The organism is Pseudomonas sp. ADAK13, assembly GCF_012935715.1.
GTDB lineage: Bacteria > Pseudomonadota > Gammaproteobacteria > Pseudomonadales > Pseudomonadaceae > Aquipseudomonas.
In genome coordinates this window covers 3702678-3717604 of sequence record NZ_CP052860.1, presented here as the reverse complement: position 1 = coordinate 3717604, position 14927 = coordinate 3702678, and the positions used below count along the sequence as shown (strand labels likewise).

The following is a 14927-nucleotide window of genomic DNA, read 5'->3' as shown; positions in this document are numbered from 1 at the left end:
TCCCCTTGGTATGGGCGGCCTGGGAAGGCAAGCCTGTTACAGAATGCCTAGGCGACTGAGTCCACGCGGTCTTGTGCCGCCTCCACCAGCATCAGGCCCAACTCAATGGTTTGCTGAATCGCCAAGGCCAGACAGCGATGCTCGTCTGGCAGGTTATCTGCAAATTCGTTGGTCATGGCGCCAGCGCCGGCAATGGTTTCGTAGGCGTTGGCGAGCAATGCATCGGTGCCGATTTCGGGACGTACGCTGAATATTCTTACGGGTGAGTTATACGAGTCAGTACACATCTGTTGATCCTCGGTTAGGACCACCTTCCAGAGCTACTAAACAAAGGGTGGCGGCTATACGCGGGTTAGTAGACCGGTTGATCAACGAAACCGGCGCGCCCAAAGGCGCCCCGCGTACAGCCACCATAAAGACCAGACATTCAAACGTCTGAGAAATGGCACAGCCATACGCCGTTGATCAAATCGGGCTACTAAACCCGACCGCTGATGGGCAGCGGCTGACGAACCTTAAAGAGGTCGCCCAAGGCGTACAACCGGGACGATTCTGATGATTGTGTAGGCAATGGAGCAAGATTCAAATATTCAGACTATTCCGCGCTTCAGCCTTCAATTCCCTCCAACTGCGCAAGATCCACCAGCAGCCCCGGTCCCACCGGTTCCCATCCCAACGTCGCGCGCGTAATCGCACTGGACGCTGGCATATCGTGAGCGGTAAACATCGACAACCACCCAAAAAAACCTTGAGCCTCTCCAGCAGCAATGGATTTAACCGGCAACCCTAGCCGCGTCCCCAACACCTCGGCTATCTCCCGCTGCGACACACCCTCCTCCGCCACCGCGTGATACCTCGCGCCCGGCTCAGCCTTTTCAATCGCCAGCCTGTAGAGCCGCGCCACATCCAGAATATGTGCCGCCGGCCAACGGTTTTTCCCGTCTGCGATGTAGGCGCAAACGCCCTTCTCGCGATACAACTCGATCACCGGGCTGACCAGCCCCTGCCTGAAGGTGTCGTGTACTTGAGGCAAACGCATTACCGATACATTCACACCCGTCGCGGCTACAGCGTTGGCCGCTTCTTCCGACGCTGCACGGGGAATCTGCGCGGAGGTCACCACCGCGCCATCCTCCGTCGCCAACTGGCCCGGCACGGTGCTCGCGATCCCGACGCCGGAGGTGATGATCAGCGGTCGATCCGACCCGGCAAGTACCTCACCCAGCGCCTGAATAACCCGGCGGTCATCCTCGCAGTTCGCGACGAATGTCGAGAAGTCATGATTGAACGCCAGGTGAATCACGCCGTCCGCTTGGGCGGCGCCGGCCTTTAGGCTTTCAAGGTCCTCAAGCGACCCACGGTGCACCTGGGCACCGGCCGCCTCCAGCGCTGCCACCTTGTCATCCGAGCGGCACAACCCCAGTACTTCATGGCCCGCCGAGATCAGCTCCTTGACGGCAGCCGACCCGATAAATCCGCTGGCACCCGTGATAAATATGCGCATGAACCGTATCTCCGTGTGTATTCAGAGACTAATCTGTGCGCTTACCCTATACGGGTAAAGTAGTGAAGTTATCAGGGTATAGAGGCTAACAGGCTATGAGCGCAAACCCGCTGGGCAGCTATCTGAAAGACCGTCGCACACGGCTCGATCCGGCGGCGTTCGGCTTCTCATCGGCACGGCGGCGTACGCCCGGGTTGCGCCGTGAGGAAGTGGCGCAGCGCGCGAATATCAGCCCCACCTGGTACACCTGGCTGGAACAGGGCCGTGGCGGCGCGCCGTCGGTGGAAGTGCTGGAACGCATTGCTCAGGCGTTGATGCTGACGGATATCGAACGCGAACATCTGTTCCTGCTGGCCTTCGGACGCCCACCCGAAGTGCGCTATCAGCAGAACGAAACGGTGACGCCACGCCTGCAACGGGTGCTGGATGCCTTGAACCCCAGCGCCGCGATCCTGCGTACGGCGACGTGGGATGTGGTGGCCTGGAACCAGGCGGCGACGGTGATGTTGATGGACTACGGATCCCAGGCGCCGGAACAGCGAAATATCCTGCGTTTCATGTTCCTGGATCCGAATTCCCGCGCGGCCCAATACGATTGGGAAAGCGTGGCGCGGTTTGTGTTGGGCGCCTTCCGGATTGATACGGCGCGCTCAGGTGCGGCAGAGCAGGTGCAGCCGATGGTCGATGAACTGTGTCGGCGTAGTCCTGAGTTTAAAGCGATGTGGAGCGAGAACGACGTTCAGGGTGCCCATGGTGATGGCGTCAAGCGGATACGCCATTCGGTGTTGGGGCCGATTGAATTTGAGTATTCGGTGTTTGCGGTCGATGGGCGCAAGGATCTGAATATGGTGGTGTACAACCCGGCGACGCCGGAGGATGCGCAGCGGATCGCATCGCTGATGAGATAGGTTTTCGGTTGGGTCAGCTGGCATCAATGGTTGCAGTGCGGACCCCATCGCAGCCTCGCTAAAGCTCGACAGCTCCCACAAGGAACTGAATTCACCATCCGAAAAGACGGCTATCTCTCGAGCACCACTCCCCGCTGCACCACCCACGCCAAAGGCAACGTCAGCAACAACATCCCCGCCAACACCATCACCGCCACCGGCACGCCCATCGAGTCCCCCAGCCCGCCAAATAGCACCGGCGCCAGCGCGCCACCACCGATGGTGCCGGTGTAGAACACGGCAAACGCCTGTTCCCGTTTCCCTGCGCCCGCCAGGTCCGGCACCGCGCCGTACAGCACCGAAGACGTGCCGTTCAACGCGAGCCCCAACACCGGCAACATCACCATCAAACCGGTCAACGGCAGGTACACCGCCGCGACGATCAACAGCGCCGTGCTGGTCTCCGTCAGCCACACGGTTTTCATCATGCCGATGCGTGCGCCGAGGTAGCCGCAGAGCAATTTGCCGAAGGCGCCACCGATAAACAGCATGGTCAACGCCAGCCCGATTCCCGCAGTGCCGGCGCCTTTGGCTTGCAGCAGAAAGGGCAAAAACGTGAGAAACCCCATGCGCACCGCACTGTCGAGCGTGCCCGTGACGATCAGCGCACGCAGGCCGCTGACGGAGCCGCTTCCTACCAGTGTCTTGGCGTTTTTCCCGGAAGTGGACGCCGCTGCCTGCGTGGGGATCAGCCACCACAGCAGCCCCGCCGCCGCCAACCCCAGCAGGCCCAAAAGCGTAACGCTCGCGCGCCAGCTGATGACCGTCAGTAACAGCCCCACCAGCCCGGGAACCAGGGTTTTGCCGATGTCCCCGGAGAAGTTGTATTGAGACAGCGCCTCCTTGACCCCGCCACCGCCCTCATAGGTGTCGGTGATCATCGAAGAGGCCAGCGGATGCTGAGTACTTGCGCCCAGCCCGCCCAACAGCAGCGCCAGTAACAATATGCCCAACCCGGTCGCCTGCCCCGCCAGCAGGTAGGCAACACCGGCAAGCGCGGTCCCGCCCACCAGCATCGGCGTGCGCCCCCAGCGTTTGGCGGCGCGGCTGGCCATCAGCTGGAACACCGCCATCATCCCGGAATAGGCACCGCGCAGCAGGCCGATCTGGGCGTAGGTCATGCCGAACTGCGCTTGCCAGATCGGCAGCAGCACGTAGATCACATCGGTCAGGCCATCGTGAATCGCGTGGGCGCTGCAGCCTGCGATCAACGAGCGGCGACGGGCAGAAGTCTCGGGAGCGGGCAAGGCAACGGCGTCGTTCATGAGGTCTTGCTCAGTTCAGGTTGGAGGGGCTTCCAGCCCGCCAGGGCGATCAGCAGCGACAGTAGCTGGAAACCAATGATCAGCGCCACACAGCCCACCCAACCCCAACGCCCCCAGATCAGCGCCGGGACGATGGCACCGAAGCTGCCGCCCAGGTAATAGCAGGTGAGGTACAGGCCCACGGCTCCGGCTTTGTTGTGACGGGCGGTGGCGGTGGTGAAGGCGCTGGCAGCGGCCTGGGCAAGGAATACACCGGTGGAGCTGAGGGCCAGGCCCAGCACGATGCACCACAGGGATGGCAGTAAGGTCAGCGCCGAGCCGCATACACCAAGCGCCGCGGCGGCGGTCAGCAGTTCGGATTGCGGGCGGGATTTGCTCAGGCGACCGGCGACGGGGATCACCACCAAGGCCAGCAGGAACACCATGTAAATGGTACCTAGCGCCGCCGGGCCAAGGTCAAAGGGCGCTTGGCTGAGGTAAAGCCCGGCGTAGGTAAACGTCGCCACTTGGGAGAACAGTACGCAAAATCCTACGGCGTAGGCAGCCAACAACGGAGTGCCAAGCACATCGCTCCAGGTGGTTGAAGGTCGCGCCACACGGGGAGGATTGTCCGGCAGCAAAAACTGGATAAACCCGCCCACCATCAGGCTCAGCACCGCCAACAGCTCAAAGGCTTCACGCCAGCCGACGTACTCGGTCATCACGCCGGTGACGAAGCGTCCGGCAAAGCCGCCGAGCACGGTGCCGGCCACGTAGAGGCTGGTGACTTCGGTCACGGTGCCGCCACGCCAGCGATCACCGATGTAGGCCACGCTGGTGGCAAACACCACGGGAATCAGCATGCCTTCGATAAAGCGCCACACCAGCAGTTCGGCAAAGCTGGTGGCATAGGCGGTCATCAGCGCCGGCACGGCCAGCAACAGCGCGGCCACCGAGATCACCGTGCGCTGCTCAAAACGCCCGGTCAGGCGGCTGACAAAGGGTGCGGTCAGCGCCACCGCCAAGGTGGTAACGGTAATGCTCCAGACCGCCGCCCTGGCGCTCACCTGAAAGCTGGTGGCGAAGGTCTGCAAAATGCTCTGGGTGGCGTAGAGGTTGAGGAACGCCGCGCAGCCACACAGGAACAGGGCAAGACGGGCACAATGCAGGCGCGGTTTCATGAAACCTCTCGTTTTATTATCAGAGGCCTTTATAGAATGACCCGCACACCCGAGACCAATACCGATTTCGGACCGATCAATACCCTGGGGCCAGGATGCTCGACCTACGCAAGCTGCGCTACTTTCTGACCGTCGCCGAAGAATTGCACTTCGGCCGCGCCGCCCTGCGCCTGCACCTGGCCCAGCCGCCGTTAACCCGGCAGATTTCCGCGCTGGAGGCCGAACTGGGGTTTCGCCTGTTCGACCGAACAAGCCGCACGGTTTCGCTCACCGCCCAGGGCCGTTCGTTCCTGCCCTACGCCCGTGCAGTGTTGGAGCAGGTCGACCTCGCCGAAGTCATCGCCGGCAAACTCGCCGCAGGTGCCGCCGGGCAGCTGGCGCTGGGTTACGTCAGTTCGATCGCCCTGTCGGATTTGTTCAGCCAGGCGATTCAAGCCTTCGCCCAACGCTTTCCCGATGTGCAATTGACGCTGGTGGAGTGCGCCTCCGGCAGCCTTGGTGCGCAGGTGGCTGATGGCCGCCTGGATATCGGCCTCAGCCGCTTGCTGCCCCAGGACGGGCAGACAGAGGTGCGGGCGTTGTCGTTGGGTGAAGAGCGGCTGGTGGCGGCGGTGTCCAGCGATAGCCCGCTGGCCAGTCAGCCCGAGGTCAGCCTGGCGCAGTTGAGTGCGTACCCGCTGATTCTGTTCCCCGCCGATTACGGCTCGGGGCTTAACCAGTCCATTGAGCAGCTTTACCGGCGTAATGGGTTGCCATTGCGTGCAGGGCCATCGGGGCGGCAAATCACATCGATCATTGCACTGGTGGCGGCGGGGCAAGGTGTGGCGCTGGTGCCGGCGTGCACCCAGAGTTTGATGAACAAGGGCGTGACGTATCGGCCGTTGGTGGATCTGGATGCGTATGCGCAGTTGCTTGTGCTTACGCGTACTGATGGGCGCAGCTTGATGGTCACGGCATTCCTGACGGTGATTGATGAGTTGTTGCAGGCTCGCCCGCAACCCTGAACATCCAGCCGAAAAACCTCGCAATACCTCCGTCCGGCAGCGTTCCGCGCCCTCATACACTGCATACATCGCCTGCCGAAACATCGGTCAACGACCGCTGGTAGGTAGAGTGTTGATAAATTATTTTCAGTGGTTATAGCCACCACCAACACACACCACAAGGAGGTGATGTGGACAGCCGATATTTGATAGGTCATAACGTCGCGGACGGCTGGTATCTGGTGCGAATCAGAGGCAGCCATCACCCTTTCAAACACCCGACCAAGCCGGGGCTGGTGACAATTCCCCATCCTAAAAAGGACCTTTTGGACAAGACCGCAAAGAGCATTTTGAAACAGGCTCTGCTCAGCTAACACGTCCGTGGAGGACAACAGACATGCTGTACCCAATCGCAATTTCAACCGGTGACGAGGACCACGCCTGGGGTGTGGAAGTCCCGGATATTCCCGGTTGCTTCTCCGCCGGAGAGGACTTGGACGACGCCATGGCCATGGCCCGCGAAGCGATCGAAGGCCATTTCGAGATCCTCGCAGAAGACGGTGCGCCCATTCCTGCTGCGCAGAAAGTCACGCTCCATGCAGCTAATCCGCAGTACGCCGGCTGCACCTGGGCGGTGGTGGACATTGATGTCACCAAGTACCTGGGCAAGGCGCAGAAACTCAACATCACGCTGCCTGGCTACCTGCTGAACCGTATTGATGAATATGTACTGCATCACCCGGAAGAAAAAAGCCGTTCGGGGTTTCTTGCCTCTGCAGCGCTGAAAGTGTTGCAGCAGGACCGGTAACAGCACATAGATACGCTACGGGTGCCTCTACTGGAACATCTACTCACGGTGTGAATTCCACCGCAAGAAACGTAGTTCGCCCATGGACTGGCGAATTTACAGTAGCTTCATACCCCCTCAAGGAGCCCGACCATGTCCTGTGACTGTGAATACACCCTCATGCCCTCCCCCGTCGGCCAACTGACCCTAGTGGCCCGTGACGGAAAACTCACCGCCATCCTCTGGGAAAAAGAGCGCCCCAACCGTGTTCGGCTCGGCGCCCTGCAAGAGGTCAATAACAGCCCGGTGTTGCAGGAAACCAAGCGGCAGTTGAAGGAGTACTTCGCCGGTACCCGCAACCGTTTCGAGCTGGAACTGGACTTTGCCGGCACCGAGTTCCAGAAGAAGGTCTGGCAGGCGCTGCTGACCATTCCGTTCGGAGAAACCCGCAGCTACAGCCAGATCGCCGCACAGATCGGCAACCCCAAGGCCGTGCGTGCGGTCGGCGCGGCCAACGGGCGCAACCCGATTTCGATCGTCGCGCCGTGCCATCGGGTGATTGGTGCGTCAGGCGGGTTGACCGGGTTCGCCGGCGGGCTTGAGGCCAAGCAGTACCTGTTGGCGCTGGAGGAGGGTGATGCAGCAAAAGTCGCCCTCTAATCACGCCTGAACAATAAGGCCGCGCACGAAAGCCTGGTACCCGAACAACCGTTCGAACCCCAACTTTCGATAAAGCGAGACACCCGCCGGCGTGGCCTCAAGAAAGCAGCGCCGGGCGCCCAAGGCCTGGGCGTGAGCCAGTGCAGCGTGAATCAAGTGCGTGGCGTAGCCTTTACCGCGCGCCGCACTCTCAGTGCCGAGGTCGTTGAGCCTGGCCTCCCCCTCACACATCGACAACGTCAACGAACACATCACAACAGTGTTGACTGAGAGTGTGAAGTGGTAAAAGGCCTGATCGCTGTCCAGGGCCCGCTGATGCTGAGCCTGATAGTTGGCAATGCCACCCTCCGATAGCCCGAAGGCGTTGCCTACCGGCCCGGCCCAGTCTCCCAAGTGCCGCGTCAGGTTGATCTGCACGTGGCTGTCTGCCGCCAGCGGGGTAAACCTCGACAAATCAAGGACCATCGCCGTGGACCTTTCAAACGCAACGAAGCCGGAATCCGTCAGCACGGGCTGAAGGCCTTCGACCCTGTCGTCATGAATCGCCACACGTATGCCCATCGTGGTGCGACGGATCAAGTCCAGGGGCTCCAGCATGGCGTCGTCCTGCACGACGCTGCCTACCCGGATAAATAACAGGTTCCACGGGACCTGATCAGCATCGATAAAATAGGCATTTACACCCGCGCTATAACGACGATGCAAAGGACAGACTGCCGCAAAAAAATGCGCTTCGGTCTGGTGATAGAGCGTGGCCAAGGTGCTGGCGGCAGTGGAGTGCATGGAAGCTCGTCCGAGCAAAAACCCAGTCTTCCCCTCGCCGCTTCAGCACACCGTAGGATCCCTCCGAAAAGCTCACCCAAAAAACGTACAACGTTGTTCAGCTGCCCAAATGTAAAAAGAAATTTCAGAGCGCGCCTGCGGTCAGTATTTTCATCACCCACCTTTAAAGGAAAACGGTCATGAAATTCTCCGCCATCTCACAGTCCCTGTCTCGCTGGGCAGGCAGTGCCCGCACGTTCTATGCGGCCGTGGGATTGATCATTCTGTGGAGTCTGAGTGGCCCCTACTTCCACTACAACGACACCTGGCAATTGATCATCAACACCTCGACCACCATCATCACCTTCCTGATGGTGTTCCTGATCCAGAACACACAGAACCGCGACAACGACATTTTGCATATCAAGATCGACGAACTGCTGCGCGCCACCAAGGATGCGCAAAATGCCGTGCTGAGCCTGGATGGCCTTGATCGCAAGCAGCTTGAGAAATTGCGCAAGGAATACAAGACCATGGGCGACAGCGAAACCATCACCGTCACCACGCTGACGACTGAAAGTGAACAGCCCAAAACCGACCTGAACCAGGCATAAAAAAACGGCGACTGGAGTGATCCAGTCGCCGTTTTTGATGGGGTACGCCAGGTGATCAACCGTCGCCTTGATGACCTTTCCCATAAGTCGAGGCCAGCGCGCGGGCTTTCTCCAGGCGCTCTTCCAGCTTCGGCAGGGTCTCGTCCACCAGGGCCTTTATTTCCGGGATATCGGACTCGGCGCCTTCCTGCTTGAACAAGGCGATCGCGTCTTCATTGGCTTTGATCTGCTGGGCGGTATAGGCGGCGTCAAAAGAGTCGCCATCCTTGAGCTCAGGCATCAGCGATTCAGCCTTGTCGACGATCTTGTCCCGAGGGGCCACCGGCAGATCGAGCTTCTTGGCGATGGCGGCCAAGTGCTGATTGGCCAGGGTGCGTTCATTGATGACTTCGATGGTGTAGTCCTTGATTTCCTGGGACGAAGTCTTGGCGTGTGCCATGCGGCTGGTCTCGATATCGGCCATGCCCTTGGCCGAAGCCTGCTCGATGAAATCGGCAGGCGACTGGGCGAAAGCATTGCTGGCGCCGAGGCCCAGCAGCATCGCGAAACTGGCGGTGCGTAACCGGATAGCCATGCGGCTCATGATGGGTTCCTCCAGGTAATAAACAGGTGCAGGGAAACGAACCCCGCCCTGAATCTGAATTTTCAGGGCGGCAAAGGTTTAGAAAAAACTTGTTAGTGCGACGAACGGTCGTAGGGCCTGGCTGCCAAACAGGCTCGGCAACGTATGGGGCTGGGACGATTCTGCCTGTTCTGTTGCTACGGATAAAACTTCATTCCTGCATACGGCTTGTGGCGACAGGCTTGCAGGCGTGACGCCAAGTCACCAACGTGAACCTCCAGCTTATGACCGTCGGGATCAAGGAAATAGAACGAAGCGCCTTCACTGCGGTTGTCGCGCCATTCGGCTGCACCCGAGGCTCGTAGACGGGCCACAGCAGAGACAAAGTCATCGGCGGCAACGGTGAACGCATAGTGGGTGTATCCGGCAACAGCTGTACTTAGTGGCTCTAAGGACAAGCACAACCAGAGCCCCGGCAGCGACAGGTACGCGCCGTTGTCCCAGCTGGCCTCGAGGCGCAGTTGCAGCAGCTCATTGTAGAAACTGATGCTGCGGTTCAAGTCGGTGACGGAGAGGGTCAGGTGATTGAGGCCTGAGAGCATGGAGTTCTTCCTTAAACACTGTGTTTATCAAACGCGTTCAGACAATACACCTTGCACCTGCCCATTCAACCACTGCAACGCCGGGTCCCCGCCCCGCCGCGAATGCCACGCCAGTACAAACGCAAACGACGGAATGTGAAACGGCGGTGGCACGGCCAACAGTTGCTCGTGATCAATGCTGAGCAGCCCGCGCGACGACACGGTAAGGATCAGGTCGGTGCCCTGGATCAACTGCGGCGCAACACCCCAGTGGGGCAAGCTGATAGCCACGTGCCGGCGTTCACGAATCGCCGTCAGCGCCCGTTCGATTTCCGGCGTGCCGCTGCCGCGCATTTCCAGCAATACGTGGGGCCGCGCCAGGTAGGTGGGCAGGTCGAGCACGCCGCTTTTCGGCAGGCTGTCACGATCCACCAGGCACACGTAATGCTCGTCAAATAGCGGCGTGCTGCGCAGTTCGGCCGGCATGTCGGGAAACACCCCGGCGGCCAGGTCGATATCACCATTGAGCACCCCATCCAGCATGCCTTCGCGACTGGCCTGGATAATCTGCAGATCAATCCCCGGCGCTTCCCGGCGCAAGGTACGGACCAGCCCCGGCAAAAAAATCGCCGCGCTGTAGTCCGACATGGCCACCCGAAAGGTGCGTTTGGCCGAGGCCGGATCAAAGCGATTGGGCGCCAGCAACGCCTGCACCTGGGCCAGCGCTTCCGCCAGCGGCATGGCCAGTTCCAGCGCGCGAGCGGTGGGCAACAACGCGCTGCCTTGGCGCACCAACAGCGGGTCCCCAATCAAATCCCGCAACCGCGCCAGGGCGTGGCTCACCGCCGGCTGGCTCAAGTGCAGGCGCTCGGCGGCGCGGGTTACGTGCTGCTCGCTGAGCAAGGCGTCGAGGATCACCAGCAGGTTAAGGTCGATGCGTCGAAGATCATTCATCAGCTGCATGTTCTGCATAAGAACTTGGAATTTAAATTTGCGCGACGAATGACTTAGAGTCCAGAAAAACCTCTGGGAGATTGATCATGACAACATTGCATTGGGCGGGTTTGTTGCTGTTGGCAGCGTTCGCCGGGGCGGTGGTGCCGTTTCAAAGTGCGATCAACGCCAACCTGGGGCGCGGCCTGGGCCATCCGTTATGGGCCACCCTCGCCTCGCTGCTGGTGAGCATCATCGTGTTGCTGCCGGTGATCCTGGCCCTGCGCCTGCCGCTGCCCAACCTTGGGTTTATCACCCGGGCGCCGCTGTGGATGTGGAGCGGCGGTGCGTTCGGGGTGTGCTTTATTTCACTGGCGTTGATCCTGATGCCCAAGCTCGGCGCGTCAGGGTTTATCGCCCTGGCGATGGCCGGGCAAATCGTCGCCTCGTTGATGCTCGACCACTTCGGCCTGTTCGGGCTGGTTGAGCGCCAATTGAACGCACCCCGGTTGATCGGGGCGTTGATGTTGATCGGTGGTGTGGCACTGATTCAATTCAGCACCACACCCACCCGGTCGCTGGTGACTGCGGGCTGATCAGCGCTTGTCGAGGGTGCGCAGCTTTTGCGGCAAGCCCCACAGCAACAGCGCTGCGGCCAGCAGCGCACACACGCCGATGACATACAGTGCCGGCGTAGTGCTGCCGGTCAGGTCCTTGATCCGGCCGACCATCACCGGGCTGACGATGCCGCCGAACTGGCCCAGGGTGTTGATCACCGCAATCCCGCCCGCCGCGCCTGCACCGGCACCGGCCAACAACTTCGGCGGCAAGGTCCAGAAGGTCGGAATCGAGGCAATGATCCCGGCGCCCAGCAAGCTCAGGGCGACGATCAGGAACGTGGTGTGATCGGCAAAGATCCCGGCACAGAAGAACCCTACCGCGCCCAGTGCTACCAGGCCGCTGACGAACTTGCGGCGCTCGCCGGTGGCGTCGGACAAACGCCCGATCACCACCATGCTGATCGCTCCGCAGACGTAGGGAATCGCCGTCAGCAGGCCGATCATCACCGGGCTCTGGGTGCCGGCGCTGCGAATCAGTTGTGGCGCCCAGAAGTTCAGGCCGTAAGACGCCACCTGGATCAGGAAGTAGATAAAGCCCAGCATCAGGAAGCCGGGAATACGCAGTGCCGCGAGCAATGAGCCGCCGCTCTTGTGGGGTTCATGCACGGCAATGCGGCTGGCCAGCAAAGTCTTCTCCGACGGGGTCAGCCAGTGGGCGTCCTCGATGCGATCCTTGAGCAACTTGAGCACCAGGAACCCCAGGCCCACGCAAGGCAAACCGCCGAGCAAAAACAACCAGTGCCAGCCGCGCATTTGCAGCACGCCGTCGAGGTGTTCCAGCACCAGCCCGGAGAACGGCGCCCCCACCAGCCCGGCAAACGCCGACGCAAGGAACAGCATCGAGGTGATGCGCCCACGGTAGTGCTGGGGGAACCACAGCGTCAGGTAATACAACACGCCCGGCGCGAACCCCGCCTCCATCGCACCGATGATGAAACGCAGCCCATAGAACTGCCATTCGGCCGTGACGAAGACCATGGCCGCCGTCGCCAGCCCCCACGACATCATGATGCGGGCGATCCAGCGGCGGGCGCCGACCTTGTACAGCATCATGTTGCTCGGCACTTCGAAGATCACATAGCCGACCACAAACAGCCCGGCGCCGAGGCCGTAGGCGGTGTCGCTCAGGCTCAGGTCGGTCTGCAGCTGGAACTTGGCGAAGCTGATGTTGATGCGGTCAAAAAAGGCGAACAGATAGCAGACCATGATCAGCGGCATCAGGCGCCAGGCGACCTTGCTGACCAGGGCTTTTTCGGCATCGTGTTCAGCGGCCGGACGCACGCCGGCCTCCAACGTATTAAGGCTCATTGTTTCTCTCCAGCGGACTGCTCGCAGGCGTCCGATTGTTTTTGTTGTCTGGTTGCGGCTTACAGGGTGGCGATGTAGGCCGGTGGCGGATGCAGGTCGCAATTGCGCCCGGCCTTCGCCACCTGGCCCGGCAGTTCATGGCCGAGCAGCGCCGGCAATTGCCGCGACATCTGCAGCAGATGCGGCAGGTCGATGCCAGTGTGAATCCCGACTTCTTCGCACAGGTTGACCAGGTCTTCGGTGCAGATATTGCCCGACGCGCCGGGCGCAAACGGGCAGCCGCCGAGGCCGCCCAAGGCTGCATCAAAACGTCGTGCCCCCGCCTCGTAGGCGGCCAGCACGTTGCACAAGCCCAAGCCGCGGGTGTTGTGGAAATGCAGGGTCAAATCACTGGCTGGAACCCGTTCCAGCACGCGCTTGACCAAGCGCTCCACCTGACGTGGATTGGCCATGCCCGTGGTGTCCGCCAGGCTGATGCCCTGGATGCCCAGTTCGCGGTAGGCGTCGACCAATTGCAGCACGCGGTCTTCGTCGATCTTGCCTTCGAAAGGGCAACCGAAGGTGGTGGCGATGCTGCCGTTGAGGCGCACCGGAAAGTCAGCAGCAAAGCTCACAATGTCGCCAAACGCTGCCAACGACGCTTCGCAGCGCATGCGCATATTGGCCAGGTTGTGGGTCTGGCTGGCGGACATCACCAGGTTCAACTCATCGGCCCGGGACTCGAGGGCACGCTGGGCGCCCTTGAGGTTGGGGATCAGCGCCACGTAGATAACCCCGGGACGGCGGGTAATGCCCTGGAACACCTGCTCGCCATCGCGCAACGCGGGAATGGCCTTGGGCGACACGAACGAGCCGGCTTCGATCCGGGAAAAACCGGCGAGGGACAGTTGATCGATCAGGGCGATCTTGTCGACGGTCTCGACCCAGGTCGGCTCGATTTGCAGGCCGTCCCGGGGCGAGACTTCCTGCACGATCAAGGCATCGGAATAGTTTTTCATTGCACCACTCCTGAAGTTTTCAGGCGTTGAATGTCTGCGCCGGTCAAGCCCAGGTCGCCGAGGATCGAGTCGGTATGCTGGCCCAGACTCGGGCCCTGCCAGTTCACCGCGCCAGGGGTTTCCGACAGTTTGGGCACAATGCCGGGCATCTTCACGGTCAGGCCGCCGGGCAGGTCGGCGCTGAGCAGCATGTCGCGGGCCTGGTAGTGCGGGTCGGCGACGATATCGGCCACTGAATAGATGCGCCCCGCCGGTACTTCGGCGGCTTCCAGGGCGCTGAGCACCTGGTCGATGGGCAGGCTGCTGGTCCAGTGAGTGATGGCCGCGTCGAGCAGGCCGCTCTTGGCGGCCCGGCCGTCGTTGTGGGCAAACTCCGACGCTTCGGCCAGGTCGGCGCGGCCGATGGTGAGCATCAGGCGCTTGTAGATCGGGTCGCTGTTACCGGCGATAACCACGTAGGCGCCGTCGGCGGTCAGGTAGGTGTTGGACGGCGCGATGCCCGGCAAGGCGCCGCCGCTGCGTTCACGCACATGGCCGAGCATGTCGTATTCCGGCACCAGGCTTTCCATCAGGTTGAACACGCTTTCGGCCAGGGACACGTCGACGATCTGGCCATCGCCCTTGCCGGTCTTGACCCGCAGCAGCGACATCAGCGCGCCGATCACCCCGTGCAGCGACGCCAGGGAATCACCGAGGCTCACGCCGACCCGCGCCGGTGGCGAATCCGGGTTGCCGGTGGTGTAGCGAATCCCGCCCATCGCCTCGCCGATGGCACCAAAGCCCGGGCGGTCGCGGTAAGGGCCGGTCTGGCCGTAGCCGGAGATGCGCACCAGGGTCAGCTTGGGGTTGAGGGCGTGCAACACGTCCCAGCCCAGGCCGAGTTTTTCCAAGCCACCGGGGCGCAGGTTTTCGATCAGCACGTCGGCATCGCCCAGCAGTTGCTTGACCAGGTCCAGCCCTTCTGCGGACTTCAGGTCCAGGGCCAGGGACTTCTTGTTGCGCGATTGCAGGTACCACCACAGCGACGTGCCTTCGTGCAGCTTTCGCCATTTGCGAAGCGGATCGCCCTGGCCCATGGCTTCGATCTTGATCACCTCGGCGCCAAACTCGGCCATCAGGCGGGCGGCGAAGGGCGCGGCAATCAGGGTGCCGATCTCGATCACCTTGATACCGCTCAGGGGAGCCGTCATGGGGTGTACCTCTTGTTCTTGGAATGTGAGGCCAAGGCTAGAGGACACGGGCA

The 14927-nt window shown here is 61.3% G+C and carries 18 protein-coding genes; 7 read left to right on the top strand and 11 right to left on the bottom strand.

All coding sequences use genetic code 11. The features are described 5' to 3' along the window. Positions 1 to 47: 47 nt before the first annotated feature. Positions 48 to 287 (bottom strand): DUF6124 family protein, encoded by a 240-nt coding sequence (locus HKK54_RS17145; protein WP_169387304.1) that lies wholly within the window; start codon positions 285 to 287, stop codon positions 48 to 50. A 320-nt stretch (positions 288 to 607) separates the two neighbouring features. After that, positions 608 to 1504, bottom strand: coding sequence for an SDR family oxidoreductase (locus HKK54_RS17140; protein ID WP_169387303.1), 897 nt, complete (start codon positions 1502 to 1504; stop codon positions 608 to 610). 95 nt (positions 1505 to 1599) lie between these two features. Between HKK54_RS17140 and HKK54_RS17135 the strand changes: the two genes are divergently transcribed. Further along, a complete protein-coding gene (locus HKK54_RS17135; protein WP_169387302.1) occupies positions 1600 to 2412 on the top strand; it encodes a helix-turn-helix transcriptional regulator in 813 nt (270 codons plus the stop codon). Positions 2413 to 2522: 110 nt separating this feature from the next. On the opposite strand, the gene HKK54_RS17130 is transcribed toward HKK54_RS17135, so the two are convergent. Further along, on the bottom strand, positions 2523 to 3716 hold the full coding sequence (locus HKK54_RS17130; protein ID WP_169387301.1) for an MFS transporter: 1194 nt from the start codon (positions 3714 to 3716) through the stop codon (positions 2523 to 2525). Continuing rightward, positions 3713 to 4876, bottom strand: coding sequence for an MFS transporter (locus tag HKK54_RS17125; protein WP_169387300.1), 1164 nt, complete (start codon positions 4874 to 4876; stop codon positions 3713 to 3715). Before HKK54_RS17125 ends, HKK54_RS17130 begins: the two co-directional genes overlap by 4 nt. A 95-nt stretch (positions 4877 to 4971) precedes the next feature. Between HKK54_RS17125 and HKK54_RS17120 the strand changes: the two genes are divergently transcribed. The 4 genes from HKK54_RS17120 to HKK54_RS17105 all read left to right on the top strand — a co-directional run bounded on the left by HKK54_RS17120 (position 4972) and on the right by HKK54_RS17105 (position 7306). Beyond that, positions 4972 to 5880, top strand: a complete 909-nt coding sequence (locus tag HKK54_RS17120) for a LysR family transcriptional regulator (RefSeq protein WP_169387299.1) — start codon at positions 4972 to 4974, stop codon at positions 5878 to 5880. A 170-nt stretch (positions 5881 to 6050) separates the two neighbouring features. Then, positions 6051 to 6233 (top strand): type II toxin-antitoxin system HicA family toxin, encoded by a 183-nt coding sequence (locus HKK54_RS17115; protein WP_169387298.1) that lies wholly within the window; start codon positions 6051 to 6053, stop codon positions 6231 to 6233. Between the two features lie 23 nt (positions 6234 to 6256). Beyond that, positions 6257 to 6667 carry a type II toxin-antitoxin system HicB family antitoxin gene (locus HKK54_RS17110; RefSeq protein ID WP_010176619.1) on the top strand — a complete coding sequence of 137 codons (411 nt, stop codon included), beginning with the start codon at positions 6257 to 6259 and terminating at the stop codon, positions 6665 to 6667. A 132-nt stretch (positions 6668 to 6799) separates the two neighbouring features. Beyond that, a complete protein-coding gene (locus HKK54_RS17105) occupies positions 6800 to 7306 on the top strand; it encodes a methylated-DNA--[protein]-cysteine S-methyltransferase (RefSeq protein WP_169387297.1) in 507 nt (168 codons plus the stop codon). On the opposite strand, the gene HKK54_RS17100 is transcribed toward HKK54_RS17105, so the two are convergent. Beyond that, positions 7307 to 8089 carry a GNAT family N-acetyltransferase gene (locus HKK54_RS17100; protein ID WP_169387296.1) on the bottom strand — a complete coding sequence of 261 codons (783 nt, stop codon included), beginning with the start codon at positions 8087 to 8089 and terminating at the stop codon, positions 7307 to 7309. Between the two features lie 179 nt (positions 8090 to 8268). Between HKK54_RS17100 and HKK54_RS17095 the strand changes: the two genes are divergently transcribed. After that, a complete protein-coding gene (locus tag HKK54_RS17095; protein WP_010176622.1) occupies positions 8269 to 8682 on the top strand; it encodes a low affinity iron permease family protein in 414 nt (137 codons plus the stop codon). Positions 8683 to 8737: 55 nt separating this feature from the next. On the opposite strand, the gene HKK54_RS17090 is transcribed toward HKK54_RS17095, so the two are convergent. From HKK54_RS17090 to HKK54_RS17080, 3 genes are all read right to left on the bottom strand, one after another. Continuing rightward, positions 8738 to 9265 carry a DUF4142 domain-containing protein gene (locus HKK54_RS17090; protein ID WP_003212082.1) on the bottom strand — a complete coding sequence of 176 codons (528 nt, stop codon included), beginning with the start codon at positions 9263 to 9265 and terminating at the stop codon, positions 8738 to 8740. A 176-nt stretch (positions 9266 to 9441) separates the two neighbouring features. After that, positions 9442 to 9846, bottom strand: a complete 405-nt coding sequence (gene fos, locus HKK54_RS17085; protein ID WP_169387295.1) for a fosfomycin resistance glutathione transferase — start codon at positions 9844 to 9846, stop codon at positions 9442 to 9444. A 27-nt stretch (positions 9847 to 9873) separates the two neighbouring features. Next, positions 9874 to 10788, bottom strand: a complete 915-nt coding sequence (locus tag HKK54_RS17080) for a LysR family transcriptional regulator (protein WP_442962306.1) — start codon at positions 10786 to 10788, stop codon at positions 9874 to 9876. 77 nt (positions 10789 to 10865) lie between these two features. On the opposite strand from HKK54_RS17080, the gene HKK54_RS17075 reads away from it, so the two are divergent. After that, the gene (locus HKK54_RS17075) at positions 10866 to 11354 is read left to right on the top strand and encodes a DMT family transporter (RefSeq protein WP_169387293.1); all 489 of its coding nucleotides are present in this window, start codon (positions 10866 to 10868) and stop codon (positions 11352 to 11354) included. Here HKK54_RS17075 and HKK54_RS17070 read toward each other — a convergent pair whose 3' ends face one another. The 3 genes from HKK54_RS17070 to HKK54_RS17060 are packed head-to-tail and all read right to left on the bottom strand — an operon-like array spanning position 11355 to position 14874. Beyond that, the gene (locus HKK54_RS17070) at positions 11355 to 12686 is read right to left on the bottom strand and encodes an MFS transporter (protein ID WP_010176627.1); all 1332 of its coding nucleotides are present in this window, start codon (positions 12684 to 12686) and stop codon (positions 11355 to 11357) included. A 59-nt stretch (positions 12687 to 12745) separates the two neighbouring features. Continuing rightward, the gene (locus tag HKK54_RS17065; RefSeq protein ID WP_169387292.1) at positions 12746 to 13684 is read right to left on the bottom strand and encodes a hydroxymethylglutaryl-CoA lyase; all 939 of its coding nucleotides are present in this window, start codon (positions 13682 to 13684) and stop codon (positions 12746 to 12748) included. Next, the gene (locus HKK54_RS17060; protein WP_169387291.1) at positions 13681 to 14874 is read right to left on the bottom strand and encodes a CaiB/BaiF CoA transferase family protein; all 1194 of its coding nucleotides are present in this window, start codon (positions 14872 to 14874) and stop codon (positions 13681 to 13683) included. Before HKK54_RS17060 ends, HKK54_RS17065 begins: the two co-directional genes overlap by 4 nt. Positions 14875 to 14927: the final 53 nt, after the last annotated feature.